Annotated in this window: 16 protein-coding genes; 6 read left to right on the top strand and 10 right to left on the bottom strand. The window is 46.7% G+C overall.

Annotated features, from left to right (window positions below; translation table 11 throughout):
* The first annotated feature begins 43 nt into the window (after window positions 1-43).
* The 4 genes from MARME_RS06930 to efpL are packed head-to-tail and all read left to right on the top strand — an operon-like array spanning window position 44 to window position 3269.
* Window positions 44-853 carry an inositol monophosphatase family protein gene (locus MARME_RS06930; RefSeq protein ID WP_013660551.1) on the top strand — a complete coding sequence of 270 codons (810 nt, stop codon included), beginning with the start codon at window positions 44-46 and terminating at the stop codon, window positions 851-853.
* On the top strand, window positions 850-1491 hold the full coding sequence (locus MARME_RS06925) for a dual specificity protein phosphatase family protein (protein ID WP_013660550.1): 642 nt from the start codon (window positions 850-852) through the stop codon (window positions 1489-1491). The genes MARME_RS06930 and MARME_RS06925 overlap by 4 nt, the downstream gene beginning before the upstream one ends.
* Window positions 1492-1494: 3 nt before the next feature.
* Window positions 1495-2652 (top strand): LacI family DNA-binding transcriptional regulator, encoded by a 1158-nt coding sequence (locus MARME_RS06920; RefSeq protein ID WP_013660549.1) that lies wholly within the window; start codon window positions 1495-1497, stop codon window positions 2650-2652.
* Window positions 2653-2702: 50 nt separating this feature from the next.
* Window positions 2703-3269, top strand: a complete 567-nt coding sequence (gene efpL / locus MARME_RS06915) for an elongation factor P-like protein EfpL (protein ID WP_013660548.1) — start codon at window positions 2703-2705, stop codon at window positions 3267-3269.
* 109 nt (window positions 3270-3378) lie between these two features.
* Here the strand turns inward: efpL and MARME_RS06910 are convergent, their stop codons facing one another.
* The 9 genes from MARME_RS06910 to rutA form a co-directional block, all read right to left on the bottom strand.
* Complete coding sequence (locus MARME_RS06910) at window positions 3379-4389, bottom strand: ABC transporter substrate-binding protein (RefSeq protein ID WP_013660547.1); 1011 nt, start codon at window positions 4387-4389, stop codon at window positions 3379-3381.
* 80 nt (window positions 4390-4469) lie between these two features.
* Window positions 4470-5429, bottom strand: coding sequence for an ABC transporter permease (locus tag MARME_RS06905; protein ID WP_013660546.1), 960 nt, complete (start codon window positions 5427-5429; stop codon window positions 4470-4472).
* Window positions 5426-6331: an ABC transporter permease gene (locus MARME_RS06900; protein WP_013660545.1), complete on the bottom strand. Its 906-nt coding sequence runs from the start codon at window positions 6329-6331 to the stop codon at window positions 5426-5428. The genes MARME_RS06905 and MARME_RS06900 overlap by 4 nt, the downstream gene beginning before the upstream one ends.
* Before the next feature lie 12 nt (window positions 6332-6343).
* Window positions 6344-7222, bottom strand: a complete 879-nt coding sequence (locus MARME_RS06895) for an ABC transporter ATP-binding protein (protein WP_013660544.1) — start codon at window positions 7220-7222, stop codon at window positions 6344-6346.
* A 75-nt stretch (window positions 7223-7297) separates the two neighbouring features.
* Window positions 7298-7837, bottom strand: coding sequence for a flavin reductase (locus MARME_RS06890; RefSeq protein WP_013660543.1), 540 nt, complete (start codon window positions 7835-7837; stop codon window positions 7298-7300).
* A gap of 145 nt (window positions 7838-7982) precedes the next feature.
* On the bottom strand, window positions 7983-8759 hold the full coding sequence (rutD, locus tag MARME_RS06885) for a pyrimidine utilization protein D (protein WP_013660542.1): 777 nt from the start codon (window positions 8757-8759) through the stop codon (window positions 7983-7985).
* A gap of 39 nt (window positions 8760-8798) precedes the next feature.
* Window positions 8799-9182: a pyrimidine utilization protein C gene (rutC, locus tag MARME_RS06880; protein WP_013660541.1), complete on the bottom strand. Its 384-nt coding sequence runs from the start codon at window positions 9180-9182 to the stop codon at window positions 8799-8801.
* A 52-nt stretch (window positions 9183-9234) separates the two neighbouring features.
* Complete coding sequence (rutB, locus tag MARME_RS06875) at window positions 9235-9981, bottom strand: pyrimidine utilization protein B (RefSeq protein ID WP_013660540.1); 747 nt, start codon at window positions 9979-9981, stop codon at window positions 9235-9237.
* A 3-nt stretch (window positions 9982-9984) separates the two neighbouring features.
* Window positions 9985-11070: a pyrimidine utilization protein A gene (gene rutA, locus MARME_RS06870; protein ID WP_013660539.1), complete on the bottom strand. Its 1086-nt coding sequence runs from the start codon at window positions 11068-11070 to the stop codon at window positions 9985-9987.
* A 421-nt stretch (window positions 11071-11491) separates the two neighbouring features.
* Here rutA and rutR point away from each other — a divergent pair, with 421 nt between their 5' ends.
* The gene (gene rutR / locus MARME_RS06865; protein ID WP_013660538.1) at window positions 11492-12184 is read left to right on the top strand and encodes an HTH-type transcriptional regulator RutR; all 693 of its coding nucleotides are present in this window, start codon (window positions 11492-11494) and stop codon (window positions 12182-12184) included.
* Between the two features lie 104 nt (window positions 12185-12288).
* Here the strand turns inward: rutR and sohB are convergent, their stop codons facing one another.
* Window positions 12289-13302 (bottom strand): protease SohB, encoded by a 1014-nt coding sequence (sohB, locus tag MARME_RS06860; protein WP_013660537.1) that lies wholly within the window; start codon window positions 13300-13302, stop codon window positions 12289-12291.
* Window positions 13303-13472: 170 nt separating this feature from the next.
* Here sohB and nhaB point away from each other — a divergent pair, with 170 nt between their 5' ends.
* Window positions 13473-14978 carry a sodium/proton antiporter NhaB gene (gene nhaB, locus MARME_RS06855; protein WP_013660536.1) on the top strand — a complete coding sequence of 502 codons (1506 nt, stop codon included), beginning with the start codon at window positions 13473-13475 and terminating at the stop codon, window positions 14976-14978.
* The last annotated feature ends 184 nt before the right edge of the window (window positions 14979-15162 follow it).

The raw sequence follows: 15162 nt of genomic DNA, 5'->3' as shown, positions 1-15162 counted from the left end.
TGCTGATTTCATACCATGAAAACATGCCATAAAAAGGAGGCTTATGAATATAAAAAACACTATTGACACTCGGGCTACGTTTTTGAAGTCACTTGTCCAACGTGCGGCGGATTGTGCGTTAGAAAGCTACAACAATCGCAGTGCGGGCGACTATAGCTTGAAAGGACCGCAAGATTACCTTACTGAAACCGACCTAGCCGTTGAGAATCTGATTCGCGACGAAATCAGTCGTGCCTTTCCCGAAGATGCGATATTGGGAGAGGAAACAGGAGGCGAGCCGAATGAAATGACGTGGATTATCGATCCAATAGACGGCACTGAAAATTTCGCTCGAGGCACGCCCCATTTTTGCGTCATCATCGCATTTTGTTTAAATGGACGAGCGGTACTTTCTGCTATCGCTCAGCCAGTGTTAAAGACAATTTACTTTGCTCAGCAAGGCAAAGGCGCCTATAAAAATGACCAGCCGATCCACACCTCAAAAACCGCCTCGCTGAATCAAGCGAGTCTGGAATTTGGCTGGTCTCGCAACATAACAATAGACGAACACCTTAGCGTCCAGCGATATTTACTTGAACAAGGCGCCAGTATTCATCGTCGCGGCTCCGGCGGACTCGCATTAGTCTGGGTGGCAGAAGGATGGTCTGACGCGTACCTAGAACTGTCAATGAACAGCTGGGATTGCGTCGCGGGCATGCTACTCGTCGAAGAAGCTGGTGGTCGCGTCGGTCAGTGGCCAAATTCCGTTGCCGACTTAGCCAAGAAAGGCCCTGTTATCGCGTCTTCCCCTTTAATTGCAAACGCAATTGAAGGTATCAACTACCCTAATATGAAACTGAAGGACAGCTTATGAGCACTGTCGAAATAGCCAACAAAAAGCAAGTATTTCAAGAAGCGGACGAAGCCCGTGGACCAATGCACCTTATTCATGAAAACTTTCTAGGCCGAGGCATCGACCTGTATATTGGTAATAAGCAAGCGGCTTCTGATCCAAGCTTACTCAAGAAACACAATATCGGCACGGTATTCAACTGTGCAGTAAACTTAGATATAAACATTGTGGAGAAGAACGACCCACTGAGCAAAGTACAAGCGTTCGGCTGGGCATCGGTTCGATACTACAAGCATGGTATTGTAGACGGTCCCGGTAACCCGCACCCAATGATACTGGCTGGATACTATCAATTGCGCAGTGTCATTGATCAAGAGTTGCCAGATAAACCGAGTTACCCTTGGAATGGCACAGGTAATATTTTGATCAACTGCCGTGGTGGCCGCAGTCGCTCCGTTACCTTAACAGCTCTTCTTTTGCACCTTGATGAGACGGAGACGTATCCAACCCTTGACGCCGCCATCGATCACATTAGAGTAGCAAGACAACTGATTAAAGAAGAATGGCCAGAAGCACCGAAACCAATCTTAGTGGACGCTGCACGTTGGGCCGCAGAACAAGTAAAACGAATCACCCCCTACGTTCCGAAAGAGAGTTAACCTATGCACAAGCCGAAAGGCCCTAGTAAAAGCCGTGCGGCTTCCGCTGCTGATGTCGCTCGACTCGCTGGCGTCTCGCGCTCGGCTGTCTCAAGAACCTTTACCGACGGCGCGAGCGTGTCGACAAAGACACGGGAGAAAGTCCTCGCCGCCGCGGAGGAGTTGAACTACCACGTCAATCATCTGGCACGTGGCTTGTCTCAGGAAAAAAGTCGCCCCGTTTGCTTACTCGCAGCAAACCTTGATAAGCCGTATCACAACCTTTTGCTCGATGCGTTAACGCGCCAATTGCAAGCAGATGGCCGTATGGTCATGGTGATTAATGTCAGTGCCGACCCAACCAGTGCGGGCGAAGCTCTCAATAGAGCGCTGCATTACCGAGCGGCAGCCAGCATCGTGATGTCAGGGACGCCACCAGAGGAAATGGTGCAGTCCTGTATAAAAGCGGGGCAAAAAGTCATACTGATCAACCGCCACAATGATCTACAAGACGTGCACCATATACAAATCGACTACGCGCAGGCGATGCAGGAAGCCGTCGAATTTTTTGTTCAAGCAGGCTGTCAGACATTAACACTCGTTAGCTCGTCAAAGGGAACCCCGAGTCTCGTTGCCCGCGAACGCTTTTTTATCCGCTCTGCACAGGAACGAGGTCTGCAATTGACTATCTGGCGGGGTGAGAATACAAATTACGAAGACGGACAACTCGCCGCTACGACATTGTTATCGAAACCAACACGAGACGATGGCTATTTCTGTATTACGGACCTAGTTGCCTGTGGATTTATCGATACGGCGACTCATGAGTATCATGTGGACATTCCTAACGACCTCTGTGTGCTCGGCTTTGATGACATTCCTCAAGCCAGTTGGAAAGGCTACAACCTGACAACATTCGCACAACCTTATAACGCCATCGCAGAACGTGTGACCGACATTCTAAACTGTGATCAAGTTGACCTGCTCGATCAAGAAACCATTCAGGACGGCTATCAGAAAAGCAGTCAGGACGGCAATCAGGAAAGCAACGAAGAATCCAGCACCAACACAGAGCGTCAAAACCACACTCAAACTGAAAAACGAGATTTGCGATCAAAACTGCAAGCCATCCCAAAATGGCGTCGCACGGTTAGAAGCACTGAATCTAGACTGGAACAATAGGTTGAAGTCGATTAGCATCGTTGCAACACAAACATCAGTAGGAAATTGATATGCCAAAGGCAAGTGACATCAAAAAGAACATGGCGATCCAATATCAGGACAAAACATGCATTGTTAAAGACATCGAGCGCTCCGTACCACAGGGCCGTGCGGGCGGAAGCCTTTACCGTATGCGCATGTACGATGTTGTGTCAGGCCGCAAAATCGATGAGACCTTTAAAGATTCCGAAATGCTAGACCTTGCTGACCTTATTCGTCGTCCAGCGAACTTCTCCTACATCGACGGCGAAGAATACGTATTTATGGATGAAGAAAACTACACGCCTTACAACTTGAATAAAGAAGCCATTGCCGACGAAGTCTTGTTTTTAAATGAAGACACTCAAGGCATGCAAGTCGTATTGGTTGATGACGCACCAGTGGCGTTGGATATGCCGACTGTGGTTGAGTTAGAAGTCATCGAAACAGATCCATCCATTAAAGGCGCGTCAGCGACCTCCCGAACTAAACCAGCAGTTCTCGCTACTGGCGCAATAGTACAAGTACCAGAGCATATCTCTACGGGTGATCGCATCCGCGTTAACGTTGAAGAACGCAAGTTTACTGGCCGCGCTTAGTTCCCCTCCTTGGTTTAACAACCCATAAAAAGCGCTGTCATTTCATAGTGTAACGTGTTCGTATCTTCCATAGGAAAGATACGAACACTGTTATTAAAACGAAAGCCGCTTACAATCCCGCTTTTTCATATACGTCATGCGTCCAAGCACCGGTCGGTTTCTTCGTAATAACAGGCGCTGATTCACCGCTCATTAATACGTCGACTGTACGCTCATACGCAGCGGGGTCTAAGTAGCCAACGCCTTGAGGATTGCCCGCGATCAATTGCGCCACGGCTTTTGCCATGCGCACTTGGTGCTCTAGCGTTTGCGCGCCAGTATCGTCATACTCTAGTACAATTTCTGCGGCCTCTTCTGGGTATTTAGCAGCCCATTCCCAACCTTTTACGGATGCTTTTAGGAAGCGTGCCAGTTTGTCCACCATCGCTGGGTCTTTCAGCTTCGCCTCAGTGGTGTACAAGCCATCTTCCAACATAGCAACGCCTTGGTCTTGATAGCTAAATACAGTCAATTCTTCTGGTGTTAAACCGCCATCCAAGACTTGACCGTATTCGTTGTATACCATGGTTGATACACAATCGGCCTGTCCCTGAAAAATAGGGTCGACGTTAAAACCTTGTTTCAGTACGGTCACTCCCCCTTCGCTTCCGTCAGTTGGAAGACCGAGTTTCGACATCCATGCAAGAAACGGATACTCATTACCAAAGAACCAGACACCCAATGTTTTGCCTTTAACATCCATTGGTTTTTCGATACCAGACGATTTAAGGCAAGTTAGCATCATGCCTGATTTATTAAAAACCTGACCGATGTTTACGAGAGGAAGGCCTTTCTCACGAGACGCAAGGGCCGCTGGCATCCATTCCACGATAACATCAGCGCCACCACCTGCAATGACTTGTGGAGGGGCAATATCAGGACCACCCGGTTTAATCGTCATGTCTAGGTCTTCTTCTTCATAGAAGCCTTTTTCCAATGCGACATAGTAGCCAGCAAATTGCGCTTGCGTTACCCATTTAAGCTGCAATGTAAGTGGATCAGCCGCGTGCACCAAGGAGGCGGACACAGCTGAACACGCTAAAGTACAACCTGCTATCAACGAACGGATACTCTTCTTCATACTTATTGCTCCTGTCTTAATTAATGGTTCTCTCGTTTTTTACATTGGATCGTTTTACTCGACGTCTATTAATTCCCCCGTTAACGCGTCCCTCTTCTTGATGGGTGCCAAAATGTTAACTTGGATTCCAGTAACGCCAGCAAGCCATAGCTAGCAGAGCCTGCCAGCGCGGCGACTAAAATCGTTGCCCACACCATGTCCATGTTCATTCGACCCACTTCGGTTGAAATTCTAAACCCCATTCCGACAATAGGCGTTCCAAAGAACTCAGCGACAATCGCACCAATCAGTGCGAGGGTTGAATTGACTTTTAGCGCGTTAAAAATGAAAGGGAGAGCGGCGGGCAATTGCACGTACCAAAGCACCTGATATCGCTTGCCAGCGTAGGTTTGAAGCAAATCGAGATGCAATGAATCTCGCGCTTGCAAACCTGCAAGCGTATTCACTAGCATAGGGAAAAACGTCATGATGACGACCACGGCGGCTTTTGATTGCCAATCAAACCCAAACCACATCACCATTATGGGTGCGATTCCGACGATCGGAATTGAAGACATTATGTTGCCGACGGGAAGTAAGCCTTTTTGCAGAAATGGGCTCCCATCGATTAACAAGGCAGCAATAAAGCCACTTAGACAGCCAATGATCCACCCCACCAAGACCGCTTTTAACCACGTTTGCGCGAAGTCTTTCCCAAGTACATCAAGGTGCGTCACAAAGGTGGTAAGAATGGTACTCGGCGCAGGTAAAAGTACTTTTGGTACATTAAACCCGGTTACGACTAACTGCCAAAGTACAAGCAGGATAAACGCAAATAAACTCGGTATGGCAAAATGGATAACTTGCGTCGCAACCTTCGATTCAATCCGATCAGACAGTGTCGTCATCGACGCCATCGCAAACCAAGTCCCTAACAGCAAAAAAGGAATCAAGGCCAACCAAATAGGATACTGGAGATAAAGCCCATCGTAGTGCCCGACCAATTGCAAACTGAGAGTCAAAGCAAACGCGCCTGCGACGATAAATACAGCGTGTTTCATAGTTGACTCCCCATACGGCGATTGACCCGTTTTTCGAAATACCCCACCACAACAACCAGAACGGCACCTAAAACCGCGGCGACGACCAGTGCTGACCAAATCTGTATGGTTTGCCCATAGTAAGAACCACTTAGCAAACGCGAGCCCAATCCACCTTGCGCGCCAGTAGGCAGCTCGCCCACAATCGCCCCAACCAAGGACGCGGCAATGGCAATTTTCAAGCTTGCAAACAAATACGGCATGGCGCTCGGCCAACGTAACTTACGAAAGACCTGCTCTGAGGACGCGCTGTAGGTAGCTAACAACTCCATATGAAGTTTTTCAGGCGCACGTAACCCTTTCACCATGCCAATCGTGACAGGGAAAAACGACAAGTACATTGAAATAATGGCCTTCGGTAAAACGCCGGTAAAATTCATCGCACCGAGCACAACAATGATCATGGGGGCAATGGCGAGAATCGGAATGGTCTGCGATGTGATGACCCACGGCATTAAGCTACGTTCTAACGTGCGACTGTGCACAATGCCAATGGCAAGCAGAATGCCAAGCAATGCGCCCAGCAAAAAACCTAATAGGGTTGAGGAAAGGGTAATGCCGGAATGGTAGACCAGCGAACGCTTTGAACTTACCTTGGTATCAAAGATGGATTTATACAACTCTGCGCCAATTTGGTCTGGTGTCGGCAACAGAGGTCGCTTCATCGAGTAAGCGTCTGAAATCAGCTGCCCGAACGTCCAATCAATACTGCGACGCTCATACCCTTTAATCAATAAATCGCTGTTTAACCACAGAGCGCCAAGATACCAAGCAATCGCCAGCACAGCCAAGACCAATAGTAACGCCGCGGCTTGACTACGTCTGAGTGAATCGAATGAGGGAAAGGCTGTTGAGATATTCATGCACATCGTTCCTCAATCTATCCGATGATCGTTTGCCAGCGCTTCGCGTACTTCTTGCATCACGGCGACAAATTCAGGGCTTTCTCGATCTTCTAATCGTCTGTCTTTCGGCAATGGGCTTTTGATCACCTTTGCAATCCGGCCAGGTCGTGGGGACATCACTACAATGTGCGTAGACAGCAAGACCGCTTCGGGGATCGAGTGCGTCACAAAAACCACTGTCTTACCGGTTTCTCGCCAAATTTTAAGTAACTCTAGGTTGAGATGATCTCGGGTAATTTCGTCCAGGGCACCGAAAGGTTCGTCCATTAGCAATAACTGAGGCTCAAAGCACAATGCTCGCGCGATCGAAGCACGTTGTTGCATTCCGCCCGACAATTGCCACGGAAACTTATTGTGGAACGCTTGCAGCCCAACCAGCGCCAGATATTTGTCCGTTTTTTGTTGCTGTAGCGCTTTCGACACACCAAAAATTTCAAGCGGTACTTTGCAATTACTGTCAATGGTGCGCCAAGGAAACAAAGCGGGCGCTTGAAAAACATAACCGTAGAGCCGATTTAACCGAGCGTCTTCGGGCGAGGTACCGTCCACAAAAATTTTACCTGACGTAGGCTTCTCAAGATCCGCAATCACGCGTAACAGCGTGGTTTTACCACACCCTGAGGGTCCAATGAAGGACACAAAGTCACCCTCACCTATGTCTAAATCAATGTGAGACAACGCATTGACTGACCCGTCATTTGTCTCAAATACGAGGGATAGATCCTCGATGGAAATCATTGCCCGATTGTTTTGTGTCTTACTCAGTGGTGTGGCGACTTCGGAGTCTTCAGACGCGCGTTCGATCTCGGTTTCTGTCTCTGTCTTTGTTGCAGTCTCTGAAATTGTCATATCACTCGATCCGTTTTTATTACGACCAACTAACAAGGCTTATCTCAATACCTCTACCAAGCGCCGCTAGATAGATTAAAGCGTGCTACCTACATTCAGATAACCACGTTGGTAATAGAGTAACGCGCCGCTGTTATCGGTCGTTTGGATCGCGACAACTTCGCAAAAGAAGGCATCGTGAGTTGCAATACTTTGACGGTGAATCACCTGACAATCAAAGCTTACCGCCGCGTCAGTTAACACGGGGGATTGCGTTTGCTGAGTCGACCAGTTGCCCGTTTCGAACCGCTCTGCCATGGGCGCTTTACCACCAAATAGATTAGAAAGTGCGTCTTGCCCACTTGCTAGGGTATTAATGGCCACATTTGGCGCATTCTTGAATGTCTCGTAAACGGATGAACCTCGGTTTAAACAAACCAGCAAGGTCGCAGGGCTATCACTAACGCTGCATACTGCGGTCGCGGTAAACCCAGCTCGCACGCCATTGACCTCCGTCGTCACTATGTTGACCGCACCTGCAAGGTTCGCCATGCCCTCTTTAAACGCCTGAGCGGAGATTGGTTCCGCTTTTTCAATTGGTCGTTCTTCACGTTGTAATTCGTTCGTCTCGCTCATTCTTATGTTCTCTCATTGTGATTTTTCTTGGCGACTCTTATCGGCGCTCGTTTTTATCGGTATTACAAATGTTATGGTTATTGCCCTTTCTAAAAAGAAGCACCTGTTTAAAAAGAGGTGCCTAAAAAGAAACGCTTGGCTTAAATCAGTACTGAGCTAAATGCGCCATTAGCAGAGAATTAAATGCATCGGTCGCGGTCACCGTTGACGCATGACCACCGTAGTCGAGTATTTTTAATGTCGAGCTAGATAAACCTTCATCCAATATCATCGAGCGCTGCCAAGGCACCAACAGATCGTCTTTATTTGCCACGATTAACGCGTCGATGGCGATGTCGCTAAGTTGGCTTTCAATATCAAATTCACTCAATGCGGCGATTCGCTTTAATAAATTGCTCTCTTCTGGGAAATACTCAAGCAAGTGCGCTTCTTCTGCTTCTAGTGCTTCAATGTTTTCTGCAATCCAATCAGGTGGATAGAGAATTAAGGCCTGCATTTGCAGAAATACGCGTTTTTCGCAGCTGGCGAGAATCGCCTTACGAATATTGAAGCACCGCAACGTATGCGGGTTTGGACTGCTCCACGCGTTGATCAGCACCATGCTTGTCAATCGCTCTGGTTGCTTTAATGCCATTTCCATTGCGACTAATCCGCCCAACGCATGTCCGACAACATGACAGGTTTGAATGCCTGCGTGATCAAGCAGCTCAAGCAGTTCATCCGCCATGTTCGAGATGCGGTACTGATCAGGCAGAACGGCGGGACTCCGCCCTGTTCCGAGTTGATCATAAACAACCACACGATAAAGCTGCGTTAACTCAGACAATTGAGGCTTCCAAAAATTGGCTGAGCCGCCCAAACCTGAGCTAAGAACCACCGTTTGCGCGCTTGGGTCGGTCGAACCCAATACTTCGAAATACATAATGTGCCCTTAATATCTGAAGCGTTCTTTACGAGTCACTTACCCAATGTGCGCGAAGCTCGCGATCTCAACTAAAGCATCAGGCTTCACTAGCCCACATTGAATGCAGTAACGCGCCGGTTTTTCACCCGGAAAATACTCTGCGTAGACTTCGTTAACGGCTGCGTAGTTATCCCAATCGGTAATCAAGATGGTGTTAAACGTCACGTCATCCATCGTGCCACCCGCTTCTTCGACCACGCCTTTTATGGTTTCCAATACGTGGCGTGTTTGCGCAGCTGCATCGCCGACATGAACCACGTTGTTGTCTTTGTCAAAGGGTAAAGTACCGGATACATACAGCACGTTATCCGCCATGGAGCCCGGTACATAAGGTGCTAGTGGTTTGCCTGTGCCTGCTGGAATGATTGATTTTTTACTCATGGTTAAAGTCCTCTCAAGTTGTAAGTCGCAAATCCTGTAAAAAAACTAAAAACTAAACCTGTTCCACCTTTTCGCAGAAAGTATCAACGTCGGACACCCAGCCAAAAAAGGTTTCAATGTTGTAAAGCGACGCGGCTTGAATGGCATCCGATCCCGCCTGATGAGTCGCGTCAGCCAATACGATGCCGAAGTACTCCAAAAAGAAGCCATCTCGCAACGTGGATTCGACACAAACATTGGTTGCTATGCCGGTGAATACGAGGTTTTTAATCCCTCGACTTCGTAACATGCTGTCTAGGTTTGTGTTGTAAAAACCGCTATAGCGCGTTTTAGGAATGACAATATCGCCAGCTTGCGGAGCCAGTTCATCAACCAGCTCGTAATCCCATGTCCCTTTTGCTAATAGCGTTCCCATGAGTTCAGGTTGCTTGCGCATGGTCTTGAGTGCGTTGGATTTATACCAATTCGGTGACCCCGGCCCACCCGCTTCGGTATATTGAGGGTCCCAACCGTTTTGAAAATACACAACGGGCATATTGGCCTTCCTTGCGACATTCAAAACCTTGGCGGTTTGCTCAATGACCGGCCCCGTACTTGAGATATCGAAGCCCGCTTTGTCTAAATAGCCGTTTTTTGTCGCGTAGGCATTTTGCATATCGACAACGATAATCGCCGTTTCAGAGAGATCGATGGCTAACGGTTCAGGCTTAGCGGGTAAGACGATTTCATTAGGCTTGCTGCCATCACAGTAACCCGCCACAGTGAATTCACTGACTGTTTCACTCGTGCTCGTACTCATACTCTAAACCGCCGCAGAATGATTAATATGTTGGCGAGATTTCATAAGTGGCTGGATCTTCTTACCGTAGTCGTCCATACCTTGAATAAAGTCGTCAAACGTTAATAACACACCGCCGCATCCCGGTACCGTTGCGATTTCATCGAGCATTGCTGCTACTTTTTCGTAAGACCCCACTAAAGTTCCCATATTGAAGTTCACAACCGATGTTGGGTCCGTCATGTCACGAACGTTGGTATCTTTACCAGATTTTTTGTCGGCTGCGCCCTGTTGTGTCATCCAGTCGGTCGCACCAAAGTCCTGCCCTTCTTTATACAGCTCCCACTTTGCCATTGCTTTCTCGTCTGTTTCGTCTGCAATAACCATCATCAGCACGGCGGAATCCACTTCTCGTTCCGCTTTCTCAGCGGCTTCTTGCAAACGCGCTGCCGTTGGCGCAAACGCGGTTGGCGTGTTTACCCCTTTACCGAAACAGAAGTTATAGTTGCCGTGCTTCGCCGTAAACGCCATACCAGACGCACTTTGCCCTGCACATATAATTGGAATTTCACGAGAAGGTTTGGGGAGCATGCGGCAGTCGTCCATTTGAAAGAACTCGCCTTTAAAATCGCTCTTTCCTGTCGCCCAAAGTTCTTTCACGACTTTGATGTATTCGTCTAGATAGTCATAACGGCTTGCGAAGTACTCGTCACCCGGCCACATTCCCATCTGAGAATATTCAGGGCGCTGCCAACCCGTCACTAAGTTAACACCAAAGCGGCCATTTGAGATTGAGTCGATCGTGGTCGCCATTCGCGCCATAATAGCCGGTGGTAAGACCAAGGTTGCTGCCGTCGCATAGAGTTGAATTTTACTTGTTACCGCAGCAAGACCCGCCATCAGTGTGAAGGATTCTAGGTTGTAATCCCAAAACTCGGTCTCACCTCCAAAACCTCGGAGCTTAATCATGGACAGTGCGAAATCCATGCCGTACTCCTCCGCTTTTACGACGATCTCTTTATTTAGATCGAAGCTCGGTTTGTACTGCGGTGATGTTTTAGAAATCAACCAGCCATTGTTACCAATCGGAATAAATACACCTACGTCCATAATCGCCTCTCTTATCTTGCTGTCTTTTTATTTAACTGCTTTTATTCAATTGCTTTTACTCATAGATACCTCTGTCTTAGCATCATGCATGCCAAAAAAAATTAACCTTTATTTTCAATAAGTTAACTAATTAAAATTTTCTAATTTAGACCAAATGGTCTAATCTGGATCAATAAGTCAGGATTATTGCTCGAATTTTGTGCAGGTACGATTTTGCGCAAACGGCAGGTTTAAAAAGAATGTGCGTCAAAAGGCTTTAGGCACAAAGAGCAGTGTTCACACCTTCCCTAAATAAAAGTGGAATTATGGATAAAAGTACGTGTACCTTTTACAATGAAAGAAGCCTTTTTCTGAATAGAGAAATGAAAAAAGAAACAACCTTCTCTGTTTAGGACGCTTTATAACCATTGAAGTAAGCAGTATGTCATCAGATAACGTCACACCCGACACAGAAAAAGAGAAATCGCCACGCACGTATAGCGCAAGCACACAAAGAAGACGATCTGCAGCGAAGCAAGACAAGCAGAATAAAATTATGGAAGCGGCGTTGGAGCTCTTTTCACGCAGCGGATTGGGTGGCACCAGTATTGATCAAGTAGCAGAACTTGCCGATGTATCCAAAAGTAATTTGCTCTACCACTTTAACAGTAAAGAGCAGCTTTATATTGAAGTTATTAAACACGTATTGGATGTGTGGGTGACGCCATTAGAAGGCTTTTCTGAAGACCAAGATCCAATAGAAGCTATTTCAGGATATATCAAAGTCAAACTTGAAATGTCTCGCGATAACCCCGAAGAATCTCGCCTTTTTTGCATGGAAGTCGTTCATGGCGCACCTCTGCTCTCCTCAGAATTAAAAAAACCATTGCATGATCTAGTTGAAGCGAAAGCCGCTGTCATTCACGCTTGGATCAAAGCGGGAAAAATGCAGAAAGTAGACCCCTATCACCTGTTATTTACAATTTGGGCCACCACTCAGCACTACGCTGACTTTGCAGTGCAGATAGAAGCCATAACAGGGAGAAATCTAAACAATAAGGCGTTTTTTAACGAGACACTCGCAACCTTATATCAGCTGATTTTGAAAGGAATAGAAATAACGGATCGTGAATAAATGACCAAAGTTAAACGCCGATTTATAATCAAAAGGATAAATCGCCGTTTAACTTAAATAACGAGGGACTTAAGGAAGATTAGTTGAAATGCAATAAAACAGCGTTAAAAGCCACGGCTGTTTAATACACGGGAAATCCAACCCGTTGCTTTTACTTCTACCGCACTTAATACAGAAAGCCCTAATCGTTCTGCAACCGACTTTGGCTCGCTGTACTCTACTTTGAATACATTAGCATTGTCATACTGATCAACAATGTAGGTGTCACTGGTTTTCACTTCGTCGATTAACTTGTTTTCAACCGCTTGGCTACCGTACCAAGTCTCGCCCGTCGCAACTGATTCAATGTCCAAGACAGCACGCTGAGACGCGACAAAATCTTTAAACAACACATGAGTATCTTCCAAATCTTGTTTGAATTTTTCACGCCCTTCGTCGGTGTTTTCACCAATAACCGTCAATGTACGTTTAAATTTACCTGCTGTGTGCAGTTCGACATCGATGTTGTTTTTATCAAGTAAACGATGGATATTTGGGATTTGCGCGACAACGCCAATGGAGCCCAAAATCGCAAACGGGGCAGCGATGATTTTATCAGCGACACAGGCCATCATATAACCACCACTGGCCGCGACTTTATCGACACAAATGGTTAGAGACACACCAGCGTCTTTAATACGTTGCAACTGAGACGCTGCAAGACCATAGCTGTGCACCATTCCGCCGCCGCTCTCTAAACGAACGACCACTTCGTCGTCTTTTGTTGCCACCGCTAAGATTGCCGTAATTTCTCGACGCATAGATTCCACGGCAGACGCTTTGATATCGCCATCAAAATCCAAGACAAACACTTTTTTCTTATCCGTCGCGGGTGACTTCTTCTCTTTTTTCTGTTCATTCTTACGCGCTTTTGCCTTCGCTTTTAGCGCTTTTTTATTAAGCAAAGCGTTTTCCATCAACGACTTCGCCTTATCGTATCCGTCATTAAGTTTGTTGATACTTAATCCAGAGTTTTTTTTGCTCTTTCCCGCCGTCAACAACACTAAAACCAACGCAAATAAAACGATGACCGTTAGGATGCGGACAAGAAAGCCTGCATATTCCGTCAAAAATTCCAAAGTAACCCCCGGCAATATCTAAAATTATTCGTGTTTATATGGGGATAGATTGACCAATAACAATGACATAGACAAAGATTTCATAGCATGCTTCTACGTATTCCCCTATCATCTAGCTCGAAAAATGATCGATAACAATAAAAATCAGATAACAACCAAGGAGTAAATGAATGAAGTCAGCGTTTGCCCAGTCGTTTGGCAATAATTTCCTCGGCGCTTCGCCACTTTGGTACAAGCAAATCATAATCGTTTTTTTGATCGCAAACCCTATTATTTTAAATGCGTTTGGCCCTTTTATAACGGGCTGGTTGCTGATCATAGAATTTATCTTTACGCTCGCGATGGCGTTAAAATGCTATCCGCTTCAGCCCGGTGGTCTGATCGCACTCGAAGCCATTATGCTGAACCTAACGACGACCGACGGTGTCTACAACGAAGTCATCCATAACATCGATGTGATTCTACTTCTTATGTTTATGGTCGCCGGCATTTACTTTATGAAAGACATGCTGCTGTTTATTTTTAATAAACTGCTCGTACGGATCAAATCCAAAACCGCTATATCGCTCGTTTTTAGCTTAACCGCTGCTATCCTTTCCGCCTTTTTAGATGCGTTAACCGTTACCGCTGTTCTTATCAGTGTGAGCGTTGGTTTCTACTCGGTGTATCACAAGGTGGCATCCGGCCAGCCAAGTGGCGGGAACGCATCAGGCAGCACGGACGACAGTGATATTTTGGAAGTCAATAAGGAAGATCTCGCTGAATTTCGCGCGTTCCTAAGAAGCCTACTAATGCACGGTGCGGTTGGTACGGCATTAGGAGGCGTGGCAACGATGGTGGGCGAGCCTCAAAACCTGATCATCGCAAAAGTGGCAGGTTGGGACTTTATCGAATTCTTTTTACACATTGCCCCTATTTCGCTCCCCGTCCTTGTATCAGGGTTGTGTACCGTCATTTTGTTAGAAAAGACAGGTTGGTTTGGGTACGGCGCCAAGCTACCGGAAAACGTTCGAAATATTTTGAAAAATTTCTCAAAAGAAGAGAAATCAAAATACACGGCAAAACGTAAAGCAACGATCGTTGTTCAAGGCATCGTTGCGGTTATTTTGGTGCTGTCATTGGCATTTCACGTCGCGGAAGTGGGTCTTGTCGGCTTAATGGTCATTGTCTTACTCACGGCCTTCAATGGCGTCACCGATGAGCACCAAATTGGTCACGCGTTCGAAGAAGCTCTTCCTTTTACAGCCTTGCTGGTGGTGTTCTTTACGGTGGTCTCGGTTATTCACGCTCAGCATCTGTTTGAACCCATTATCGCTTACGTGCTTGCTCTGCCGACTCACAGTCAGCCAATCATGTTTTTTATCGCCAACGGTGTGTTATCAGCAATTAGCGACAACGTTTTCGTTGCTACCGTTTACATTGGGGAAATAAAAGAGGCCTTGGAGGCTGGAGCAATCTCACGTGAGCAGTTTGAAATCCTAGCGGTCGCCGTCAACACAGGGACAAATCTACCCAGTGTCGCGACGCCTAATGGTCAAGCAGCGTTCTTGTTCCTGCTGACGTCTGCCATTGCGCCGCTAGTACGCTTGTCTTATGGAAAAATGGTTTGGATGGCATTGCCATATACCATCGTATTGAGCATTGTTGGTGGCATCTGTGTCATCAACTTTTTGTAAATACTTACGTTCGTACAATGAGTTCAGACACGTAGTTCAAACAAGCAGTTCATATAAGCACTCAATACATGCTTTGAGAAACGCTAAAAAGCCCGAGTAGATAGTCTCTACTCGGGCTTTTCTATATCTGTCAGTCTAGCCTTTTACCACGTGCTTTAATCTCAAAAGCACTTTGATCTAAAAA

This window comes from Marinomonas mediterranea MMB-1, assembly GCF_000192865.1.
Classification (GTDB): Bacteria; Pseudomonadota; Gammaproteobacteria; order Pseudomonadales; family Marinomonadaceae; genus Marinomonas; species Marinomonas mediterranea.
The sequence above is the reverse complement of the archived record's forward strand: the minus strand, read 5'-3'. Positions and strand labels throughout refer to the sequence as shown.